This window comes from Leucobacter tardus, from assembly GCF_017583045.1.
In the GTDB taxonomy this organism is placed as follows: domain Bacteria; phylum Actinomycetota; class Actinomycetes; order Actinomycetales; family Microbacteriaceae; genus Leucobacter; species Leucobacter tardus.
Window position 1 is genome coordinate 380,120 of sequence record NZ_JAGFBF010000001.1, and the last position, 16,382, is coordinate 396,501.

Below are 16,382 nucleotides of genomic sequence, written 5' to 3' on the forward strand. Positions count from 1 at the left end.
GGTCGATCACCCTCGTCCGTCGTAGGGCATGCCGGTCGCGGTGATCACCAGCTCGTGCACTGCGGTGGTCGGGGGAAGTTCGGCGACGTCGACGACCATGCGCGCGGCGTGCTCCGGCGGGAAAACCGGTTCGGCGCGGAGCGTGCCGTCCGGTTGAGCCGCACCCTTACCCGCACCGATCCCCGCCAGCAGCTCGGTCTCGGCGTTGCCGATATCGATCTGCGTCGCCGTGATGCCGAAGGGGCGACCGTCGAGAGCGATGGAACGCGAGATGCCGGTGACGGCGTGCTTGCTCGCGGTGTACGCGACCGAGCGCGGTCTGGGCCGACGCGCCGAGACCGAGCCGTTGTTGATGATGCGCCCGCCCTGAGGCCGCTGCTCGCGCATGACGGCGAAGGCCGACGACGCGCAGAGCAGGGTCCCGGTGACGTTGACGTCCAGTGTGTCGGCCCACTGCGTCAGGTCGACGTCTTCCACCGAGCCAGACGGACCGAAGGTTCCGGCGTTGTTGAAGAGCACGTCGATGCGACCGTACACGGCTGCGATGCGCGCGAATGCGGCTGCGACGGCGTCGGGATCCGTGACGTCCACCGGGAGGACGAGGGTCTGCGCTCCGGCACCGTCCGCGGTGCGCCGCACAGGCTCCTCACGGCGGCCGAGGAGGGCGAGCGCCCACCCGCGTCGCGCGAATTCATGGGCGGTGGCGCGTCCGATCCCGGACCCTGCGCCCGTGATCACGGCGACGCGGAAGTCAGGATGCTGCGGTGTGGTCACGGTGGTGCCCCCTTCGGATCGAGCGCCGTGCTCTGCTCGGCGTCTTCGCAGCGTAGCGGAGGCAGGAGCGTCCGAGGGTTGAAATAATCATCCGGACGTGATTCACTCAGTACCCACAGGCTGGAATTTTGTTTCCGGAATGTGAAAACCGAAAGGTCAGCAATGACGCTCGAGTCCTTCAATGCGCAATCGCACGACGCCGCCGCCGCGGCGATTCGCCCCTGCGCCGATATCGACCGCTGGGTCGACGCCGTCGTCGCGGGACGCCCGTACGATACTGTCGACGACGCCCTGACGCTCGCGGACCGCGAAGCGCGCACCTGGGACGCGTCAGATGTGGACGCGGCCCTCGCTCACCATCCCCGGATCGGGGAACGCGCCGGCGGAGATTCGGCCGAGGCCGCGCTCTCGCGCACCGAGCAGGCGAACGTGGGCGCCGATGCGGATGCGCAGCGCGCCCTGCTGGAGGGCAACCGCACCTATGAGGAACGGTTCGGGCGGGTGTTCCTCATCCGCGCCGCCGGGCGATCCGCAGACGAGATCCTCGCCGAGCTGCAGCGCCGACTGACGAATGATGCGGAGACCGAGTCGACCGAGGTTGCCGAGCAGCTCCGCGAGATCGCCCTGCTCCGACTGGAAGGAACGTTGACCGCATGAGTCACATCACGACCCACATCCTCGACGCCTCGCTCGGCCGACCGGCGGCGGACGTTCGTGTCGTGCTCGAGACCGGCACGGGCGAGACCGTCGCCGAGGGGCGCACGAACCGGGACGGCCGCGTCGGCGATCTCGGCCCGGAACGGCTCGAGCTCGGGCACTACCGGTTGCGCTTCGAGGTCGCGGAGTACTTCGCCGCCAGTGGCACGCCGACGTTCTACCCCGTGGTGACGATCGACTTCCACGTCGCCGATGCCGAGCAGCACTATCACGTTCCCCTCCTCATCAGTCCGTTCGCCTACTCAACCTACCGAGGGAGCTAAACCCATGACCAACGTTCAGTCCGAGACCACCGTCGTTCTCGGTGACAACCAGTACGGCAAGGCTGAGAACCACGTCGTGCGGGTGACGAAGGACGGCGACCGCCACTCGATCGAAGATCTGACGGTCGTATCGCAGCTGCACGGCGACTTCGCCTCGGCCTACTACGACGGCAACAACGAGCACGTCGTCGCCACCGACACGCAGAAGAACACCGTCTTCGCGTTCGCCAAAGACGGGATCGGCTCGCCCGAAGAGTTCCTGCTGCGCCTCGGTCAGCACTTCGTCGACGACTTCGACTGGGTCTCCGGGGGCCGCTGGGGTGCGCGTCAGGTGACCTGGGAGCGCATCGCCGTCGACGGCGAGGGGCACGACCACTCGTTCTTCCGCGGCGGATCCGGCGGCGAGACCCGCACCGCCGTCGTCAAGATCGACGGCGAGCATCACCACGTCATCGCCGGACTGCAGGATCTCTCGGTCCTGAAGACCACGGAGTCGGGATTCGTCGGGTACCCGACGGATCAGTACACGACCCTCCCCGAGACCACCGATCGGATCCTTGCGACCAGCGTGACCGCGCGGTGGCTCTACAACACCACCGACGTCGACTTCAACGCCACGTTCGCGTCGGTCAAGCGCGTGCTGCTCGAGACGTTCACGAACCACTACTCGCGCGCCCTGCAGGAGACGCAGTACCTGATGGGCAAAGCGGTCATCGAGGCGCACCCCGAGATCGACGAGATCAAGTTCTCGATGCCGAACCTCCACCACTTCGTGGCCGATCTCTCCCCGTACGGACTCGAGAACCCGAACGAGGTGTTCTGGGCGGCGCACAGCCCGTACGGCCTGATCGAGGGCACGCTGCGCCGCGAGGATCTCGGCGACACCGACGCCATCTGGAAGGGCGTTCCGGCCTTCGTGTGAGCGCGGGGTCGCACACGCCTCCGACGCCCTTCACTCCGGGGTGCGAGAGCCCTCGTGCTCTGACACCCCGGCCGGGTCGCGCCCAGCGCACCCGCCAGCACACCTGAGCCACGCAGACGAGGAGGTCGCGATGAGCAAGAGCACCGCCGGAACGGGATCATTCCCCGGCACCATCGATGTTCGGGGAGAACCCGAGAACGAGAAACTGGGAGTCGGCAGGTCCTTCGCCTACGGACTGCAGCACGTGCTCACGATGTACGGCGGCATCATCGCGCCCCCGATCATCGTCGGCAATGCAATCGGCGCCGACCCGAACGCGATCGCGCTCCTCATCGCCTCGTGCCTGTTCATCGGCGGCCTGGCGACGATCCTGCAGAGTGTGGGCATCCCGTTCTTCGGGTCCAAGCTGCCGCTCGTGCAGGGCACCTCCTTCGCCTCGGTGGCGACGATGACCGCGATCGTCGCTGGCGACGGCACCATCAACGAGGTGTTCGGTGCGGTGCTCGCGGCGTCCGTCATGGGTTTCCTGATCACCCCGTTCTTCGCCCAGATCATCCGCTTCTTCCCGCCGGTCGTCACCGGCATCGTCATCACCGCGATCGGTCTGTCGCTGATTCCGGTCGCCGGCAACTGGATCATGGGCGGCAACGCGGAAGCGCCCGATTACGGGTCCGTGCAGGGCGTCGGTCTCGCGGGCCTCACACTGCTCATCGTCATCATCCTGAGCAAGGTCGGCAGCGGCATGGTGTCGCGACTCGCGATCCTCTTCGGACTCGTCATCGGCACCCTGATCGCGATCCCCATGGGGCTTGCCGACTTCTCCGGCGTGTTCAGCGGACAGGTCTTCGCGATCCCCACGCCGTTCGCGTTCGGCTGGCCCGAATTCCACATCGCCTCGATCATCTCCATGTTCATCGTGGTGCTCGTGATCCTCACCGAGACCGCGGCCGACATCCTCGCCGTCGGCGAGATCACCGGTTCGAAGATCAACTCGCGACGCATCGCGAACGGACTGCGTGCCGACATGGTGTCGAGCATGGTCTCCCCCATCTTCAACTCGTTCACGCAGTCCGCCTTCGCACAGAACGTCGGCCTCGTCGCCATCACCGGTGTGAAGAGCCGCTTCGTCGTCGCCGCCGGCGGCGTCATCCTGGTCGTGCTCGGTGCGCTGCCCGTGCTCGGTCGGGTCGCCGGCGCGATTCCGATGCCGGTGCTCGGCGGTGCGGGCATCGTGCTCTTCGGCACGGTCGCCGCGTCGGGCATCCGCACGCTCTCGAAGGTGTCCTACAAGGACAACATGAACCTCGTGATCGTCGCGACCTCGCTTGCCTTCGGGCTGCTGCCTGTGGTCAAGACCGACATCTACTCGCAGTTCCCGACCTGGTTCGACACCATCTTCCACTCGGGCATCTCATCGGCCGCCATCATGGCGATTCTGCTGAACATCATCTTCAACGAGCTGAAGTTCGGCGGCGGCCGCAACAAGAACGCCTTCGTCGCGAGCCCCCCGCGCATGGTGCGCGAGGACGAAGTGCAGTCCCTCGAAGACGGCGACACCTTCGTCGGCGGCAAGCTCTACTCGAAGGATGGTGCCGAGATTCCGATCGTGCGTGTCAACGAGACGGGAGCCGAGACGACCTCGCTGCACATTCCCACCGCGGACAGGGTCCGCCCCAACACCCGGAACATCAGGCTCCCCTGGAGTCGGAAGCGGAGGTAGGCCCCGAATCGTCCACGCAGATCCATCGCCCGAAGCACCAGAGCTCAACGACGAGCTTCCCCAGGAAGCAGCGAGGAATCCGACATGAAGCCCCCCACCCCAGACACCGCGACGCTCTCTGTACCCGTTCGGAAGCAACCCTTCTACAAGTCGCTCTTCTTCCACCTGGCGATCGCCGTGGTCGCCGGCATCTCCGTCGGACACTTCTTCCCCGACCTCGGAGCGAACCTGAAGCCGCTCGGCGACGGATTCATCCGGCTCATCAAGATGATCATCGCGCCGCTCATCTTCTTCGTCATCGTCACGGGCATCGCCGCTGTGGGCGACGTGAAGTCGGTGGGGCGCGTCGGCGTGAAAGCACTCACCTACTTCACCGGCGCGACGCTCGTCGCGCTCGTCTTCGGGTTGATCGTGGCGAACCTCGTGCAACCCGGTCGGGGGATGGACATCGATCCGGCATCGCTCGACGCCGCCGCCCTCGAGGAGGCCACCGGTGAGGCTCAGGGGGCTGCGGAGTTCATTCTCGGGGTCATCCCCGCCAGCGTGGGTGGCGCGTTCGCGGACAACAACCTGCTCCAGGTGCTCTTCTTCGCCGTCTTCTTCGGTGCGGCGGTCATCGTGATCGGGCCGAAGCGCTGCGCGCCGATCCTGAGCCTCTTCGAAATGGTGCTCGAAGTGATCTTCAAGATTATGTCGTGGATCATGCGGGTCGCCCCCATCGGCGCGTTCGGCGCGATGGGCTTCATCATCGGGCAGTACGGGATCGAGACGCTCGGCACCTTCGGCATGCTCATACTCGCCTGTTATGCGGCGGGGATCGTCTTCATCGGACTCCTGTTCATCGTCGCGTGGGCGTTCGCCGGCGTGAATCTGTGGAAGTTCATCAGGTACATCAAGGACGAGATGCTCATCGCCCTGGGCACTGCCTCCACCGAGGCGGTGATGCCTCGGATCATGACGAAGCTCACGAACGCCGGATGCTCACGGGCGACCACGGGTCTGGTGATCCCGACGGGCTACTCATTCAATCTCGACGGCGCGGCGATCTATCTGTCGATCTCGTTGCTGTTCCTCGCCCAGGCCTTCGGCCACGATCTCACCATCGGCCAACAGCTCGCCGCCCTGGGCATCCTGCTGCTGACCTCGAAGGGGATGGCCGGTGTGCCAGGGTCAAGCTTCCTGGCACTGTCAGCGACGGCCGCTGCGCTCGGTATCTTCCCCGTGGCGGGCGTCGCCCTGCTGCTCGGTGCCGACCGCATCATGGACTCGATGCGCGTCACCGTCAACCTGCTCGGCAACTGCGTCGCAACGTTCGTCGTCGCCCGCTGGGAGGGACAGTTCGACCGCAAGGCCATGCAGGTGGCCTTCGCGGGAGGCATCACCAACGAGGACTCCGCCATCATGCTCGGCGAAGAAGAGGCGTACGAGGAGACCAACGCCAACCGGGCGGCGTACGGGAAGCAGCCGCTGCCGAAGTTCGCCGGCGGGCCAGGCGACGCAGAGTTCCCGGGGATCCGCATGGTCGGAGACTCCACGGGAGAGATCACGGTCGAGGAACTCGACACGGACGACACAGTGAAAGGCAGAGAGAGTGAACGCACCACTGGACAGCGGGAAGCGTAGCGCGCCCACGGCGCACGCCACCACCGACACCGATCCCCAGGAGACCGCGGAGTGGGTGGAGTCGATCGACGGCGTGCTCTCGGCGGGCGGGCCCGGGCGGGCCTCGGAACTGCTCGCGCGCATGCGGGAAAGGATCGAGGATGCGGGGGGCGAACCGAGCCCCTCGCACCCCTCGTCGATCGTGACGGACTACGTCAACACGATCCCCGCATCCGCGGATGCGCGGTACCCGGGCGACGAGGCGGCCGAACGCCGCTACCGCGCCTGGATCCGATGGAACGCGGCGGTCATGGTGCACCGGGCGCAGCACCCGTCGGTCGGCGGGGTCGGCGGACACATCGCGACCTACGCCGGCGCCGCGACGATCTACGAGACCGGATTCAACCACTTCTTCCGTGGGAAGAACCACCCCGGAGGCGGCGACCACGTCTTCTTCCAGGGGCACGCGTCGCCCGGCATGTACGCCAGGTCGTTCGTGGAAGGGCGACTCAGTGAGGAGCACCTCGACGGGTTCCGGCAGGAGAAGTCGCGAGCGGGTCACGGGCTGCCGAGCTACCCGCACCCGCGGCTGCTTCCCGACTACTGGGAGTTCCCGACCGTGTCGATGGGCATCGGCCCGATGAACGCGATCTACCAGGCGCAGTCGAACCGCTACCTGCAGGCGCGCGGCATCACGGACACCTCGGATCAGCACGTGTGGGCGTTCCTCGGCGATGGCGAGATGGACGAGCCCGAATCGCGCGGCATGCTCCAACTCGCCGCGAACGACGGTCTCGACAACCTGACCTTCGTGATCAACTGCAACCTGCAGCGGCTCGACGGGCCGGTGCGCGGCAACGCGAAGATCATGCAGGAGCTCGAGGGGTTCTTCCGCGGTGCCGGCTGGAACGTCATCAAGGTCGTCTGGGGGCGCGAGTGGGACGACCTGCTGGCCCGCGACCACGATCGCGCACTCGTCGACCTCATGAACGGCACACCCGACGGCGACTTCCAGACCTACAAGGCGGAATCGGGTGCCTTCGTGCGCGACCACTTCTTCGGGCGCGACCCGCGCACCGCGAAGCTCGTCGAAGACTACTCCGACGATCAGATCTGGAACCTGCGTCGCGGCGGCCACGACTACCGCAAGATGTTCTCCGCCTATCAGGCGGCGATGGCGCACCGCGGGCAGCCCACCGTGATCCTGGTGAAGACGGTGAAGGGGTACAAGCTCGGCCCCAGCTTCGAGGGGCGCATGGCGTCGCACCAGATGAAGAAGATGACGCTGCAGGATCTCTCCGAGTTCCGCGACCTGTTGCGGATCCCGATCTCCGACGCCGAACTCGGCAAAGACGTGTATCGGCCTCCCTACTACCGACCGGAGTCAGGATCGAGCGAACTCGAGTACATGCTCGAACGTCGGCGCGCACTCGGCGGGGCAGTTCCCGAACGCCGATCGAAGTACACCCAGATCTCGTTGCCCGACGCGAAGGCCTACGAGCTGGCGAAGAAAGGCTCTGGTGCCCAGCAGGCGGCCACCACCATGGCGTTCGCGCGGATCCTGCGCGAAATTCTACGCGACACGAACATGGGGCACCGCGTCGTGCCGATCATTCCGGACGAGGCGCGCACCTTCGGCATGGACGCCTACTTCCCGACCGCCAAGATCTACAACCCGCGCGGTCACACGTACATGTCGGTGGATCGCGAGCTGCTGCTCGCCTACAAGGAGTCGGCGACGGGGCAGATCCTGCACGTCGGCATCAACGAGGCCGGTGCCGTGGCCGCGTTCACCGCGGCGGGCACGGCCTACGCGACGCACGGCGAACCGCTCATCCCGGTCTACGTCTTCTACTCCATGTTCGGGTTCCAGCGGACGGGCGACTCATTCTGGGCGGCCGCCGACCAGATGACGCGCGGGTTCGTCGTCGGCGCGACCGCCGGACGCACAACGCTCATGGGTGAGGGGCTGCAGCACGGTGATGGCCACTCCCCCCTGCTGGCCTCGACGAACCCGGCGGTCGTCTCCTACGACGCCGCCTACGGGTATGAGCTCGCCCACATCGTGCGCGCAGGGTTCGAGCGCATGTACGGCGGAGAGCACCCAGACCCGAACGTCATGTACTACCTGACGGTCTACAACGAGCCGATCTCGCAGCCGGCAGAGCCCGAGGGTGTCGACGCGGAGGGGATTCTCCGCGGCATGCACCGGGTGGCGCCAGCGACGGCGGGGACGATCCCGGCTCAAGTGCTCGCCTCGGGTGTGGCGGTGCCGTGGGCGATCGAGGCGCAGCGCATGCTTGCTGAAGAGTGGGATGTCGCGGCCGACGTGTGGTCGGTCACATCGTGGAGCGAGCTGCGCCGCGACGCCATCGACGCCGACGAGGCGGTGCTCTACGGCCGTGAGGCGCGAGAACCGTACGTGACCCAGAAGCTCACGGAGGGCACCGGTGGCCCGGTCGTCGCGGTGAGCGACTACATGCGTGCCGTGCAGGATCAGATCGCGCCGTTCGTGCCGCAGCGGTTCCTGTCGCTCGGCGCCGACGGGTTCGGGTTCTCGGACACGCGTGCGGCGGCGCGCCGCTTCTTCCGGATCGACGTGGAGTCGATCGTCGTGCGCACGCTCGAGGCACTCGCCCTCGACGGTGCGGTGTCTGCCGATGTGCCCGCACGTGCGGCGGAGCAGTACCGTCTGCAGGATGTCACCGCCGGCCGCACGGGGAATGCAGGCGGCGACGCCTGAGTGAACGTCGGGTCAGCGGGCGCCGCTGGTGCGGAGCTCGTGCCCGACGTTCGCGGCGATCTCCTGCAGCAGCGGGACGGCGCGGAGACCGAACGCCTCGTCGACGCGCGATGTGGGGCCCGAGACGGAGATCGCGGTCGGGGTGGGCGCATTGGGCACCGGGACGGCGAAGCAGCGCACGCCGATCTCTTGCTCGTTGTCGTCGATGGCGTAGCCGCGTTCGCGGATGCGTTCGAGGTCGGCGAGCAATTCGTCGACGTCGCCGATGCTCTTGTCGGTCGCCCGCGGCATTCCGGCTCGGCTCATGATGCCCCGGACGGTGTCGTCGTCGAGTTGGGACAGGATCGCCTTGCCGACGCCCGTGTTGTGCATGGGTGCGCGGCGTCCGACCTCCGTGAACATGCGCATGGTGTGCGACGAGGGCACCTGCGCGATGTAGAGGACGCGGTCGCCTTCGCGGACCGCCATGTTCGCCGATTCGGCGAGTTCGGCGACGAGGGAGGTGAGCTGCGGTTTCGCGTAGGCGCCGAGCTGGGTGCTCGCGCCGTCCCCGAGACGGATGAGGCGGGGGCCGAGCGCGTACCTTCGGTTGGCGAGCTGGCGCACGTATCCCCGGCCGACGAGGGTGCGCAGCAGTCGGTGGATGGTGGGGAGGGGGAGCTGGGATTGCTCGGCGAGTTCGCTGAGGGTGAGGGATCCGCCGGCCTCGGTCATGGCCTCGAGCAGGTCGAAGACCCGCTCGACGGATTGGACTCCACCGCTCGACTGCTCTGCCATCTGCTCCCTTTCACGTGATTCGTCCGTCGCTGGACTCCCGTATGCCACTCGCCGTTCTCAGCGGATGCACCAGTGTGTAGTGTCTCACGCACGAACGATCGATGCGGCGAGCGGACCGCGGGATCTTGCGCCTCGCAGGCCTCCGTCTTAGAATGATTTCATAAAATAGAAGAAAATATCCATAAAGCGGAAAAGTCGGTCGAATCACTCAGACCTGCTCCGCACACGTCTTGTCGATCGAGGAGGATCACCATGGCAGCTCCGAGCCCCGGATACTCAGTCACCATCCGTTTGAAGACCCCCGCAGGATTCAGCGTCACGAGCGAAGTCGTGGCGGCAGCCGGACAAGCCGATGCGCAGATCACCGCAGTGGACGTCGTGGAGTCCCACCCGGACAGCATGGTGATCGACCTCACGGCGAACACCTCCTCCCCCGATCACGTCGAACAGGTCACGGCGGCGGTCAGTTCGGTGCCGGGAGTCGAGGTCGAGCACGTCAGCGACCGCACGTTCCTCATCCACCTCGGCGGCAAGCTCGAGGTCGTGCCGAAGCTCGAACTGCGCAACCGCGACGACCTCTCCCGCGCGTACACCCCAGGCGTCGCGCGCGTCTCGAAGGCGATCGCCGCGGACAAGAGCCTGGCGCGCAACCTCACGGTGAAGCGCAATACGATCGCCGTCGTGAGCGACGGATCGGCCGTGCTCGGGCTCGGCAACATCGGCCCCGAGGGCGCGCTCCCCGTGATGGAGGGCAAGGCGGCGCTCTTCAAGCAGTTCGCAGACGTCGACGCCTGGCCGGTCTGCCTGGACACCCAGGACACCGATGAGATCGTCATGATCGTCAAGGCGCTCGCACCCGTCTACGGTGGCGTGAACCTCGAAGACATCGCGGCGCCGCGCTGCTTCGAGATCGAGGCACGACTCCGTGAAGAGCTCGACATCCCGGTCTTCCACGACGACCAGCACGGTACCGCGATCGTGGTGCTCGCTGCGCTGAACAACGCGCTCCGCGTCGTCGGCAAGAAGATCGAAGACATCCGCGTGGCGATCTCGGGCGTCGGCGCCGCAGGCAACGCCATCATCCAGTTGCTGCAGGCATCCGGGGTCTCGCACATCGTGGCCGCCGGACGCGCCGGCATCGTCGCCCGCGACCATGAGCACTCCGATCCGCACCGCAAGTGGATCGCGGAGCACACGAATCCCGAGAACCTCACCGGCACGCTCTCGGACGCCGTCCGCGGCGCCGACGTCTTCATCGGCGTCTCGGCACCGAACGTGCTCACCGAGGCCGATGTCGAGAGCATGGCCGACCAGGCGATCGTGTTCGCGCTCGCGAACCCCGACCCCGAGATCGATCCGGCGCTCGCGGCGAAGCACGCCGCCGTCGTCGCGACCGGGCGCAGCGACTTCCCGAACCAGATCAACAACGTGCTCGCGTTCCCCGGCGTCTTCCGCGGACTGCTCGACGCCGGGGTCTCCGACGTGACGGATGAGATGCTGGTCGCATCGGCCGATGCCATCAGTGGCAACGTCTCCGACGACCAGCTCAACTCGAGCTACATCATCCCGAGCGTCTTCGACCGCGATGTCGCTCGCGATGTCGCCGAGGCGATCGTCGCCGTCGCCCACCGCAACGGCTCCGCAGACACCACCGCAGAAAGGACCGCGCGATGACCATCGAGGTTTCCGACCACGCCCCCACTCCCCGAGCCGCCGAGATCCTCACCCCTGAGGCGCTCGCCTTCGTCGAGCAGCTGCACGACCGCTTCGCCGGTCGCGTTCCCGGGCTCCTCGAGCGTCGCGCGGAACGTCGCGAGCAGCTGGCGCGCAACCCCCGACTCGACTTCCTGCCCGAGACGGCCGAGATCCGGGCGGGCGACTGGACCGTGCCCGAGCCACCGGCGGCGCTCGCCGATCGACGCGTCGAGATCACCGGCCCGGCGAGCCCGACCAAGATGGCGATCAACGCGCTGAACTCGGGGGCCAAGGTCTGGCTCGCCGACCTCGAGGACGCCTCGACCCCCAGCTGGTTCAACGTCATCGATGCGATCACGAACCTGAGCGACGCCGCACGCGGCGACCTCTCTTTCACCTCGGGCGAGGGCAAGGAGTACCGGCTGCGGACCGACGCGCCGCTCGCCCTCGTCGTCGTGCGCCCGCGCGGGTGGCACCTGCCCGAGCACCACGTGACCGTCAACGGTGAGACCGCCGTCGGCGCGCTCGTCGACTTCGGACTCCACTTCTTCCACAACGCTCGGGTGCTCTCCGACAAGGGCGAGGGACCGTTCTACTACCTGCCGAAGATGGAGAGCCACCTCGAGGCGCGCCTGTGGAACGACATCTTCACCTTCGCCGAGGAGGCGCTCGAAATCCCGGCAGGGACGGTGCGCGCGACCATGCTGATCGAGACGATCACCGCCGCGTTCGAGATGGACGAGATGCTGTACGAGCTGCGACCCCACGCATCCGGCCTGAACGCGGGACGCTGGGACTACCTCTTCAGCATCATCAAGAACTTCCGCGACGCCGGAGCCTCATTCGAGCTTCCCGACCGCGCGCAGGTCGCGATGACGGCCCCCTTCATGCGGGCGTACACCGAGCTGCTGGTGCAGACGTGCCACAAGCGCGGGGCATTCGCGATGGGCGGCATGGCCGCGGTGATCCCGAACCGTCGCGAACCCGAGGTGACCGAGCAGGCCTTCCAGAAGGTGCGCGACGACAAGTCGCGCGAGGCGAACGATGGGTTCGACGGTTCGTGGGTCGCGCACCCCGATCTCGTCCCGGTGTGCGCGGAGATCTTCGACGGCGTCCTGGGAGACCGACCCAATCAGATCGATCGTCAGCGCCCCGACGTCGACGTGCAGGCCGCCGACCTCATCGACATCTCGTCGCTGCAGGGCACCGCGACGATGGTGGGGCTGCGCACCAACCTCTACGTCGCCGTGGCGTACACGGCGGTCTGGTTGAGCGGCAACGGCGCCGTCGCGATCCACAATCTCATGGAGGACGCGGCGACCGCTGAGATCTCGCGCTCGCAGGTCTGGCAGCAGGTGCACAACGGCACGGTGCTCGAATCGGGTGAAACGGTGACCCGCGAGCTCGTCGAGCACGTGCTCGACGAGGAGCTCGACCGGCTGCACGGCGAGGTCGCGGTGGACGCGTACGAGCGCTACTACGCGCCCGCGGGCGAACTGGTGCGCACCATCGTGCTGAGCGAGGAGTACACCGACTTCTTGACGCTGCCGGCCTACGATCTGCTGACGAAGCAGGGGTGAGCGCGGTGGCGGAGACTGTGCAGACCTCGCTGGGTGCGGCCGACTTCGCGGCGGCCGCCGAGGCGCTCGCGCCGACCGACCGATTGCTCGCCACCGCGTACCCCGGCGACCCGGGGAACCGGCAGCCGATCCACACCGTGTACGTACCGGGCGATCGGTACGCGGCGGGACTCGCGCAGCAGTGGGGCGACGCCGCTCGATCCGCCGTCGACGGCGTCGGCGGCATCGACCGCCTCGTCGCCGAGCTCGGGATCGCCGCGGCCGACCGCCCCATCGTCGCCGAGCGCGTGCTCGCCAAGCTCGACGCGGAGCCCATCGAGGATCTGCGGATCGACTTCGAGGACGGATTCGGTGATCGCGGTGACGCCGCTGAGGACGCCGCGGTCGTCGCGGCGGCGGAGGCGCTGGCCGCCGATGCGGCGGCGGGCACCGCCCCCCCGTTCGTCGGGATCCGGTTCAAGTGCTTCGAAGCCGATACCCGCGAGCGCGGCATCCGCACGCTCGACCTCTTCCTCACCACGCTCGTCGCGCAGACCGGCGCGGCCGGGCTTCCGGATGGGCTCGTGCTCACCCTGCCCAAGGTGACGACCGTTGCCCAGGTGGAGGTCATGGTCGGGCTGCTCGAGCGACTCGAGAGCGCGCTCGAACTCGCTCCGGGGCGTCTCGGGTTCGAGGTGCAGGTCGAGACGCCGCAGCTCATCATCGGGGCCGGAGGCACGATGCCGGTGGCCGAGCTGCTGCACCGCGGTGCCGGCCGCATCACGGGCCTGCACTACGGCACGTACGACTATTCGGCGTCGCTCGGCATCGCGGCTGCGCAGCAGTCGATGGAGCACCCGGCCGCCGATTTCGCGAAGCAGGTCATGCAGGTCGCCGTCGCCGGAACCGGGGTGCGCCTCTCCGACGGGTCGACGAACGTGATCCCCGCGGGAGACGAGGCGAGCACGATCGCGGCCTGGCAACTGCACGGACGCCTCGTGCGTCGCTCGCTCGAGCGCGCCTACTATCAAGGCTGGGACCTGCACCCGGCCCACCTGCCCAGTCGGTTCGCGGCGAGCTACGCGTTCTTCAGGGACGGTCTCGAGCAGGTCGCCGCACGACTGCGCAACTATGTCGAGCAGAACACCGACGGGTTTCTGGACGAGCCGGCGACGGCCCGCGCGCTCGCCGGGTTCCTGGCTCGCGGCGTGCAGTCCGGCGCCGTCAGCGCGGCCGAGCTGACGGATCGCGTCGGCATCAGCGAATCAGCACTCGTCGCGCTCGCCTATCCGCGGCGCGACACTCACGCAACGAAGGAATGAGGATCGATGTCGACACCCACCTACGCCACCATTGACCCGACGCTCCCGCCGCAGACCGACTCCCTCGGTTCAGCGGCGATCGTCACCGAGGCCTACACCGTGATCCCGAACTCGGTGATGCGCGACATCGTCGCCAGCCTGTTCCCCGAGTGGGAGCAGACGCGAGGCTGGATCCTGAACCGGCCGGTGTCGGGAGGCGCGACGACCTTCGCGCAGATGATCATGGAGGTGCAGCCGGGCGGCGGTTCGGATGCACCGGAGCCGCAGGCCGAGGTCGAGGGCTTCCTCTTCGTGCTGAGCGGGGAGTTCTCCGTCACGATTGACGGTGCCGCCCACGACCTCGGTGCGGGCGGGTACGCCTTCATCCCGGCGGGAACGGCGTGGTCGCTGCGCAACCCCGGGTCGGCGCCCGGTCAGTTCCACTGGTTCCGCAAGCGGTACGAACCGGTCGCCGGTCTGACGGCCCGACCGCTCGTCGGGAACGAGCAGGAGATCACGGCCGGCGCGATGGCGGGAACCGACGGCAAGTGGTCCACGACCCGGTTCTTCGATCCCGAAGATCTCGCGTACGACATGCACGTGACCGTCGTGACGTTCGAACCCGGGGCCAAGATCCCCTTCCTCGAGACGCACGTCATGGAGCACGGGATCTACGTGCTGGAGGGCAACGCCGTCTACCGGTTGAACGACGACTGGGTCGAGCTGCAGCCGGGCGACTACTTCTCGCTGCGGGCGTTCTGCCCCCAGGCCTGTTACGCGGGCGGGCCGGGCAAGTTCCGATACCTGCTGTATAAGGATGTGAATCGGCAGATCGCGCTGTAGGGCGCGCATCGCTGAGCCCGGGGCCGCAGGAACGCGGCCCCGGGCTCAGCTGCGCGGACCTAGCGTCGGCGGCCGAAATAGGCGTTCGAGGCGGGCAGGAACATCAGGATCGTGGCGAACACCGCCGCAGCGACGCCGATCCACCCGGTGAAGCCGTTGCCGCCTCCGCTCACGGCCCCGAAGAACTGGAGGACGGCGAGCACCGTCAGCACGATGCGCGCCCAGTTTCGGCCCGCACGCATCTGGAACACGATCAGGAGCTGGATCAGCGAGATCACGATCGCGACGATCGCGGCGGCGACGTAGACGCCGGTGCCGACGCCCGCAGACGTCATGCCGGCCCCGGCGATCTCAGCCGACCCCGAGAGAACGAGCAGAATGATGCCGTTCACGATGCCCAGCAGCACCGTCACCAGCCAGATGATGAACGCGGCGGTCACGGTGGACGGTCGTGCGGAGCTTTCTGAAATCGACATCGGCGTTCCTTCCACGGATGAGTGGGGCAACCGTAACACCGCGCGCACCATCGCGCACCTGTTCTGCAGCGATCGGCCGGCGCCGCGTCGGTGCGGGTTGACACTCGCGCGCAGCCAGGGTTACTCTTCTTTCACACAACAGAACTTAGCTTCCACATTGTGAAAGTTAACGAGTTCTACGAACCGCGAAAGTGAGGTCGTCCGATGTCGTACACCGTCAACGCGTCCATCCTGCTCACCGATCTGCCGCTCCTCGAGCGCCCCGCCGCAGCGCGGGCCGCCGGGTTCGAGGCCGTCGAGTTCTGGTGGCCCTTCGCCACCGCGACACCGGCGACCGACGAGGTCGACGCGTTCATAGCCGCGATCCGCGGCGCCGGCGTGCAGCTCACCGGGCTCAACTTCTTCGCCGGCGACATGCCCGCGGGCGACCGGGGCGTGCTCTCGAATCCCGAGCGCAGCGGCGAGTTCCGCGACAACCTCGACGTCGTCACGCGCATCGGCGAACAGCTCGGCACCCCGGCATTCAACGCTCTCTACGGGAAGCGCATCGACGGGGTCACCCCCGAAGAGCAGGACGCGCTCGGAGCCGAGAACCTGGCGCTCGCCGCTGACGCGGTCGCCCGGATCGGGGGCACGGTGCTCGTCGAGCCGGTCTCCGGCGCCCCCGAGTACCCGCTCAAGACCGCTCAGGACGCCCTCGACGTCATCGCACGCACCGGACGCGACAACGTACGACTGCTGGCCGACTTCTACCACCTCGCCGTCAACGGCGACGACGTCGCCGCCGTCATCGAGGCGCACGCCGCGCAGTTCGGACACATTCAGATCGCCGACGACCCCGGCCGAGGCGAACCCGGCACCGGGCGGCTTCCGCTGCAGCAGTGGATCGACCGCAGCCGTGCACTCGGCTACGACGGGGCCATCGGCCTCGAGTACAAGCAGTCGCAGGACGACCCGTTCGCCTGGCTCCAGGCGTCGGCCCGCGTCTGA

General features: G+C 67.4%; 14 protein-coding genes. 11 read left to right on the forward strand and 3 right to left on the reverse strand.

The genetic code is table 11. The features are described from left to right. Nucleotides 1–6 precede the first annotated feature (6 nt). On the reverse strand, nt 7–774 hold the full coding sequence (locus J4H85_RS01835; RefSeq protein ID WP_208236337.1) for an SDR family oxidoreductase: 768 nt from the start codon (nt 772–774) through the stop codon (nt 7–9). A 162-nt stretch (nt 775–936) separates the two neighbouring features. Between J4H85_RS01835 and uraD the strand changes: the two genes are divergently transcribed. From uraD to aceE, 6 genes are all read left to right on the forward strand, one after another. Further along, the gene (uraD, locus tag J4H85_RS01840; RefSeq protein WP_208236339.1) at nt 937–1,431 is read left to right on the forward strand and encodes a 2-oxo-4-hydroxy-4-carboxy-5-ureidoimidazoline decarboxylase; all 495 of its coding nucleotides are present in this window, start codon (nt 937–939) and stop codon (nt 1,429–1,431) included. Next, entirely contained in the window at nt 1,428–1,754 is a 327-nt protein-coding gene (gene uraH / locus J4H85_RS01845; RefSeq protein ID WP_208236341.1) for a hydroxyisourate hydrolase, read from the forward strand. The genes uraD and uraH overlap by 4 nt, the downstream gene beginning before the upstream one ends. Before the next feature lie 4 nt (nt 1,755–1,758). Next, the gene (gene pucL, locus J4H85_RS01850; protein ID WP_208236342.1) at nt 1,759–2,676 is read left to right on the forward strand and encodes a factor-independent urate hydroxylase; all 918 of its coding nucleotides are present in this window, start codon (nt 1,759–1,761) and stop codon (nt 2,674–2,676) included. 130 nt (nt 2,677–2,806) lie between these two features. Further along, nucleotides 2,807–4,396 carry a nucleobase:cation symporter-2 family protein gene (locus J4H85_RS01855; protein ID WP_208236343.1) on the forward strand — a complete coding sequence of 530 codons (1,590 nt, stop codon included), beginning with the start codon at nt 2,807–2,809 and terminating at the stop codon, nt 4,394–4,396. 84 nt (nt 4,397–4,480) lie between these two features. Next, nucleotides 4,481–6,019 carry a cation:dicarboxylate symporter family transporter gene (locus tag J4H85_RS01860; RefSeq protein WP_208236346.1) on the forward strand — a complete coding sequence of 513 codons (1,539 nt, stop codon included), beginning with the start codon at nt 4,481–4,483 and terminating at the stop codon, nt 6,017–6,019. Next, complete coding sequence (gene aceE, locus J4H85_RS01865) at nt 5,988–8,741, forward strand: pyruvate dehydrogenase (acetyl-transferring), homodimeric type (RefSeq protein WP_307863319.1); 2,754 nt, start codon at nt 5,988–5,990, stop codon at nt 8,739–8,741. The genes J4H85_RS01860 and aceE overlap by 32 nt, the downstream gene beginning before the upstream one ends. A gap of 12 nt (nt 8,742–8,753) precedes the next feature. On the opposite strand, the gene J4H85_RS01870 is transcribed toward aceE, so the two are convergent. Further along, a complete protein-coding gene (locus J4H85_RS01870; RefSeq protein ID WP_208236348.1) occupies nt 8,754–9,518 on the reverse strand; it encodes an IclR family transcriptional regulator in 765 nt (254 codons plus the stop codon). Nucleotides 9,519–9,770: 252 nt separating this feature from the next. Here J4H85_RS01870 and J4H85_RS01875 point away from each other — a divergent pair, with 252 nt between their 5' ends. Genes J4H85_RS01875 through J4H85_RS01890 form a run of 4 tightly spaced genes read left to right on the forward strand, consistent with a single transcriptional unit; the run spans nt 9,771 to nt 14,916 of the window. After that, nucleotides 9,771–11,192, forward strand: coding sequence for an NAD-dependent malic enzyme (locus tag J4H85_RS01875; protein ID WP_208236350.1), 1,422 nt, complete (start codon nt 9,771–9,773; stop codon nt 11,190–11,192). Further along, nucleotides 11,189–12,793, forward strand: a complete 1,605-nt coding sequence (gene aceB / locus J4H85_RS01880; RefSeq protein WP_208236352.1) for a malate synthase A — start codon at nt 11,189–11,191, stop codon at nt 12,791–12,793. Before J4H85_RS01875 ends, aceB begins: the two co-directional genes overlap by 4 nt. Before the next feature lie 5 nt (nt 12,794–12,798). Then, nucleotides 12,799–14,094: a DUF6986 family protein gene (locus J4H85_RS01885; RefSeq protein WP_307863320.1), complete on the forward strand. Its 1,296-nt coding sequence runs from the start codon at nt 12,799–12,801 to the stop codon at nt 14,092–14,094. A gap of 6 nt (nt 14,095–14,100) precedes the next feature. Beyond that, the gene (locus J4H85_RS01890; RefSeq protein ID WP_208236354.1) at nt 14,101–14,916 is read left to right on the forward strand and encodes a bifunctional allantoicase/(S)-ureidoglycine aminohydrolase; all 816 of its coding nucleotides are present in this window, start codon (nt 14,101–14,103) and stop codon (nt 14,914–14,916) included. A 59-nt stretch (nt 14,917–14,975) separates the two neighbouring features. Here the strand turns inward: J4H85_RS01890 and J4H85_RS01895 are convergent, their stop codons facing one another. Continuing rightward, nucleotides 14,976–15,392 (reverse strand): hypothetical protein, encoded by a 417-nt coding sequence (locus tag J4H85_RS01895; protein WP_208236356.1) that lies wholly within the window; start codon nt 15,390–15,392, stop codon nt 14,976–14,978. A 204-nt stretch (nt 15,393–15,596) separates the two neighbouring features. On the opposite strand from J4H85_RS01895, the gene J4H85_RS01900 reads away from it, so the two are divergent. Further along, entirely contained in the window at nt 15,597–16,382 is a 786-nt protein-coding gene (locus J4H85_RS01900; RefSeq protein WP_208236358.1) for a hydroxypyruvate isomerase family protein, read from the forward strand.

Coding starts and splice junctions, on each gene's coding strand:
- uraD (WP_208236339.1), top strand. CDS start 937: ATGACGCTCGAGTCCTTCAATGCGCAATCGCACGACGCCGCCGCCGCG.
- uraH (WP_208236341.1), top strand. CDS start 1,428: ATGAGTCACATCACGACCCACATCCTCGACGCCTCGCTCGGCCGACCG.
- pucL (WP_208236342.1), top strand. CDS start 1,759: ATGACCAACGTTCAGTCCGAGACCACCGTCGTTCTCGGTGACAACCAG.
- J4H85_RS01855 (WP_208236343.1), top strand. CDS start 2,807: ATGAGCAAGAGCACCGCCGGAACGGGATCATTCCCCGGCACCATCGAT.
- J4H85_RS01860 (WP_208236346.1), top strand. CDS start 4,481: ATGAAGCCCCCCACCCCAGACACCGCGACGCTCTCTGTACCCGTTCGG.
- J4H85_RS01870 (WP_208236348.1), bottom strand. CDS start 9,518: ATGGCAGAGCAGTCGAGCGGTGGAGTCCAATCCGTCGAGCGGGTCTTC.
- J4H85_RS01875 (WP_208236350.1), top strand. CDS start 9,771: ATGGCAGCTCCGAGCCCCGGATACTCAGTCACCATCCGTTTGAAGACC.
- aceB (WP_208236352.1), top strand. CDS start 11,189: ATGACCATCGAGGTTTCCGACCACGCCCCCACTCCCCGAGCCGCCGAG.
- J4H85_RS01890 (WP_208236354.1), top strand. CDS start 14,101: ATGTCGACACCCACCTACGCCACCATTGACCCGACGCTCCCGCCGCAG.
- J4H85_RS01895 (WP_208236356.1), bottom strand. CDS start 15,392: ATGTCGATTTCAGAAAGCTCCGCACGACCGTCCACCGTGACCGCCGCG.
- J4H85_RS01900 (WP_208236358.1), top strand. CDS start 15,597: ATGTCGTACACCGTCAACGCGTCCATCCTGCTCACCGATCTGCCGCTC.